This window comes from Caballeronia sp. LZ008 (assembly GCF_031451435.1).
In the GTDB taxonomy this organism is placed as follows: domain Bacteria; phylum Pseudomonadota; class Gammaproteobacteria; order Burkholderiales; family Burkholderiaceae; genus Caballeronia; species Caballeronia zhejiangensis.
Genome location: NZ_JARUXK010000011.1, coordinates 1 through 5,363, shown reverse-complemented (window position 1 = coordinate 5,363; position 5,363 = coordinate 1). Strand labels below are relative to the sequence as shown.

Annotated in this window: 2 tRNA genes and 3 rRNA genes; all 5 read right to left on the bottom strand. The window is 53.3% G+C overall.

The window, feature by feature from the left end:
* Window positions 1-10 precede the first annotated feature (10 nt).
* A 5S ribosomal RNA gene (gene rrf, locus QCE49_RS33440) occupies window positions 11-123 on the bottom strand.
* Window positions 124-279: 156 nt separating this feature from the next.
* A 23S ribosomal RNA gene (locus QCE49_RS33435) occupies window positions 280-3,162 on the bottom strand.
* A gap of 285 nt (window positions 3,163-3,447) precedes the next feature.
* A tRNA-Ala gene (locus QCE49_RS33430) sits at window positions 3,448-3,523 on the bottom strand.
* A gap of 47 nt (window positions 3,524-3,570) precedes the next feature.
* Window positions 3,571-3,647: transfer RNA gene (locus QCE49_RS33425), tRNA-Ile, on the bottom strand.
* 63 nt (window positions 3,648-3,710) lie between these two features.
* A 16S ribosomal RNA gene (locus QCE49_RS33420) occupies window positions 3,711-5,242 on the bottom strand.
* Together the 16S, 23S and 5S rRNA genes with 2 tRNA genes alongside form the textbook arrangement of a ribosomal RNA operon.
* Window positions 5,243-5,363 lie beyond the last annotated feature (121 nt).

Below are 5,363 nucleotides of genomic sequence, written 5' to 3'. Positions count from 1 at the left end.
AGCATGAGGAGCCTGACGATTACCTACTTTCACACGGGTATCCGCACTATCATCGGCGTGGAGTCGTTTCACGGTCCTGTTCGGGATGGGAAGGGGTGGGACCGACTCGCTATGGTCATCAGGCATGACTTGTTGTTGTCTCGCCTGGGTGGGCGCGACAACCAATCTGGGAAGAAGTAGAAGTGTTTGGGGAGTGAGTGTCGCACAACGATACTCAACCAGGGGTGGTATTGACCAAGCGCTGTGGCGCCAGGTCAGTACGTGAAACACACTGGTTATAGGATCAAGCCTTACGGGCAATTAGTATCAGTTAGCTCAATGCATTACTGCACTTACACACCTGACCTATCAACGTCCTGGTCTGGAACGACCCTTCAAGGGGCTCGAAGCCCCGGGGATATCTCATCTTAAGGCGAGTTTCCCGCTTAGATGCTTTCAGCGGTTATCTCTTCCGAACATAGCTACCCGGCGATGCGACTGGCGTCACAACCGGTACACCAGAGGTTCGTCCACTCCGGTCCTCTCGTACTAGGAGCAGCCCCCTTCAAATATCCAACGCCCACGGCAGATAGGGACCAAACTGTCTCACGACGTTTTAAACCCAGCTCACGTACCTCTTTAAATGGCGAACAGCCATACCCTTGGGACCGGCTACAGCCCCAGGATGAGATGAGCCGACATCGAGGTGCCAAACACCGCCGTCGATATGAACTCTTGGGCGGTATCAGCCTGTTATCCCCAGAGTACCTTTTATCCGTTGAGCGATGGCCCTTCCATACAGAACCACCGGATCACTATGACCTGCTTTCGCACCTGCTCGACTTGTCGGTCTCGCAGTTAAGCACGCTTATGCCATTGCACTATCAGCACGATTTCCGACCGTACCTAGCGTACCTTCGTACTCCTCCGTTACGCTTTGGGAGGAGACCGCCCCAGTCAAACTGCCTACCATGCACTGTCCCCGACCCGGATCACGGGCCAAGGTTAGAACCTCAAACAAACCAGGGTGGTATTTCAAGGACGGCTCCACCGAAACTGGCGTTCCGGTTTCATAGCCTCCCACCTATCCTACACAGATCGGTTCAAAGTCCAATGCAAAGCTACAGTAAAGGTTCATGGGGTCTTTCCGTCTAGCCGCGGGGAGATTGCATCATCACAAACACTTCAACTTCGCTGAGTCTCGGGAGGAGACAGTGTGGCCATCGTTACGCCATTCGTGCAGGTCGGAACTTACCCGACAAGGAATTTCGCTACCTTAGGACCGTTATAGTTACGGCCGCCGTTTACCGGGACTTCAATCAAGAGCTTGCACCCCATCATTTAATCTTCCGGCACCGGGCAGGCGTCACACCCTATACGTCCACTTTCGTGTTTGCAGAGTGCTGTGTTTTTATTAAACAGTCGCAGCCACCAGTTTATTGCAACCCTTTCACCCTCCTGGCGCAGGCCAGTCAAGCTACAAGGGCGTACCTTATCCCGAAGTTACGGTACCAATTTGCCGAGTTCCTTCTCCCGAGTTCTCTCAAGCGCCTTAGAATACTCATCTCGCCCACCTGTGTCGGTTTGCGGTACGGTCATCGTTAGACTGAAGCTTAGAGGCTTTTCTTGGAACCACTTCCAATTGCTTCGCTTCCGAAGAAGCTCGCGCCACGCCCTTGAATTACGCACCCGGATTTGCCTAAGTGCCTTCTCCAACGCAGCGACCGGGACGTCCAACACCCGGACAACCTTCCGCGATCCGTCCCCCCATCGCATCTAACAATGGTGCAGGAATATTGACCTGCTTCCCATCAGCTACGCATTTCTGCCTCGCCTTAGGGGCCGACTCACCCTACGCCGATGAACGTTGCGTAGGAAACCTTGGGCTTACGGCGAGGGGGCTTTTCACCCCCTTTATCGCTACTCATGTCAGCATTCGCACTTCCGATACCTCCAGCACGCTTTTCAACGCACCTTCGCAGGCTTACGGAACGCTCTCCTACCACACGTACTTGCGTACGCATCCGCAGCTTCGGTGACTGGCTTGAGCCCCGTTACATCTTCCGCGCAGGACGACTCGATCAGTGAGCTATTACGCTTTCTTTAAAGGGTGGCTGCTTCTAAGCCAACCTCCTGACTGTTTTAGCCTTCCCACTTCGTTTCCCACTTAGCCAATCTTTGGGACCTTAGCTGGCGGTCTGGGTTGTTTCCCTCTTGACACCGGACGTTAGCACCCGATGTCTGTCTCCCGTGATTGCACTCTTCGGTATTCGGAGTTTGCTATGGCGTAGTAATCCGCAATGGACCCCACAACCATGACAGTGCTCTACCCCCGAAGGTGATACACGAGGCACTACCTAAATAGTTTTCGGAGAGAACCAGCTATTTCCAAGTTTGTTTAGCCTTTCACCCCTATCCACAGCTCATCCCCTAACTTTTCAACGTTAGTGGGTTCGGTCCTCCAGTACGTGTTACCGCACCTTCAACCTGGCCATGGATAGATCACTTGGTTTCGGGTCTACGCCCAGCAACTGATCGCCCTGTTCGGACTCGCTTTCGCTACGCCTGCCTTAATCAGTTAAGCTCGCTACTGAACGTAAGTCGCTGACCCATTATACAAAAGGTACGCCGTCACCCGTTTCCAGGCTCCGACTGTTTGTATGCATGCGGTTTCAGGATCTATTTCACTCCCCTCCCGGGGTTCTTTTCGCCTTTCCCTCACGGTACTGGTTCACTATCGGTCGATCACGAGTATTTAGCCTTGGAGGATGGTCCCCCCATCTTCAGACAGGATTTCACGTGTCCCGCCCTACTTGTCGTACCCCTAGTTCTTCCTCGCTGTTTTCGTCTACAGGGCTATCACCTGCTATGGCCGCACTTTCCAGAGCGTTCGACTAACAACAAAGATAAAAAGTACAGGCTGATCCCATTTCGCTCGCCACTACTTTGGGAATCTCGGTTGATTTCTTTTCCTGCGGTTACTTAGATGTTTCAGTTCACCGCGTTCGCTCCACACAACCTATGTATTCAGTTGTGGGTACTCCATTAGGAGTGGGTTTCCCCATTCGGACATTTGTGGATCAAAGCTCGTTTGCCAGCTCCCCACAACTTTTCGCAGGCTACCGCGTCCTTCATCGCCTGTGATCGCCAAGGCATCCACCACATGCACTTGTTCGCTTGACCCTATAACAAGTGTGTCTCTCTCGAGCCACCCTCGCCATAGGCTGAGTATTCGCGTTGTGCCGTATTCCAAGTCATCATCAAGATCACTTTTCATACTTGATACAATCACTACCCTGACTACCCGACTCACACCCATCTCTAAGTGCTTTTAGATAGTCTCTTTACTACTTCTTCCAGATTGTTAAAGAACGTTTAGCCGACAAGCTCACTTCACTCGCCTGCGACATCAACTGGCTTTCAATCGCCAATGCAAAGTGCTTCACGAAACACTGCGCATTGAGGACTTGGTGGAGGATGACGGGATCGAACCGACGACCCCCTGCTTGCAAAGCAGGTGCTCTCCCAGCTGAGCTAATCCCCCGCGTCTTGCGTCTGCAGCCTCACTGACTGCCTGACTCATCTTGACCGTGGTGGGTCTGGTTGGATTCGAACCAACGACCCCCGCCTTATCAAGACGGTGCTCTAACCGACTGAGCTACAGACCCAAAGCCTGTCTTCAAACAACAGCCGATAAGCGTGAGCGCTTAACTTCGTGTGCGAAGCTCGAGAAAGGAGGTGATCCAGCCGCACCTTCCGATACGGCTACCTTGTTACGACTTCACCCCAGTCATGAATCCCACCGTGGTAAGCGCCCTCCTTGCGGTTAGGCTACCTACTTCTGGTGAAACCCACTCCCATGGTGTGACGGGCGGTGTGTACAAGACCCGGGAACGTATTCACCGCGGCATGCTGATCCGCGATTACTAGCGATTCCAGCTTCACGCAGTCGAGTTGCAGACTGCGATCCGGACTACGATCGGTTTTCTGGGATTGGCTCCACCTCGCGGCTTGGCAACCCTCTGTTCCGACCATTGTATGACGTGTGAAGCCCTACCCATAAGGGCCATGAGGACTTGACGTCATCCCCACCTTCCTCCGGTTTGTCACCGGCAGTCTCCTTAGAGTGCTCTTGCGTAGCAACTAAGGACAAGGGTTGCGCTCGTTGCGGGACTTAACCCAACATCTCACGACACGAGCTGACGACAGCCATGCAGCACCTGTGCGCCGGTTCTCTTTCGAGCACCCCCACCTTTCAGCAGGGTTCCGACCATGTCAAGGGTAGGTAAGGTTTTTCGCGTTGCATCGAATTAATCCACATCATCCACCGCTTGTGCGGGTCCCCGTCAATTCCTTTGAGTTTTAATCTTGCGACCGTACTCCCCAGGCGGTCAACTTCACGCGTTAGCTACGTTACTAAGGAAATGAATCCCCAACAACTAGTTGACATCGTTTAGGGCGTGGACTACCAGGGTATCTAATCCTGTTTGCTCCCCACGCTTTCGTGCATGAGCGTCAGTGTTGGCCCAGGAGGCTGCCTTCGCCATCGGTATTCCTCCACATCTCTACGCATTTCACTGCTACACGTGGAATTCTACCTCCCTCTGCCACACTCAAAGCCTGCCAGTCACCAATGCAGTTCCCAGGTTAAGCCCGGGGATTTCACATCGGTCTTAACAGACCGCCTGCGCACGCTTTACGCCCAGTAATTCCGATTAACGCTCGCACCCTACGTATTACCGCGGCTGCTGGCACGTAGTTAGCCGGTGCTTATTCTTCCGGTACCGTCATCCTCCATCCATATTAGGGACGAAGTTTTCTTTCCGGACAAAAGTGCTTTACAACCCGAAGGCCTTCTTCACACACGCGGCATTGCTGGATCAGGGTTGCCCCCATTGTCCAAAATTCCCCACTGCTGCCTCCCGTAGGAGTCTGGGCCGTGTCTCAGTCCCAGTGTGGCTGGTCGTCCTCTCAGACCAGCTACAGATCGTCGCCTTGGTAGGCCTTTACCCCACCAACTAGCTAATCTGCCATCGGCCGCCCCTATAGCGCGAGGTCCGAAGATCCCCCGCTTTCTCCCTTAGGTCGTATGCGGTATTAATCCGGCTTTCGCCGGGCTATCCCCCACTACAGGACACGTTCCGATGTATTACTCACCCGTTCGCCACTCGCCACCAGGGTTGCCCCCGTGCTGCCGTTCGACTTGCATGTGTAAGGCATGCCGCCAGCGTTCAATCTGAGCCAGGATCAAACTCTTCAGTTCAATACCTGTTACTGTTTTCTATTCTTCCGAATAGGTCGCTCACTCAACGTACTGACGATGATTTATTCCATCCAAAGATGAACAAACCTTCCTCTGATACTTCGTGTGAGACTCTTGATAC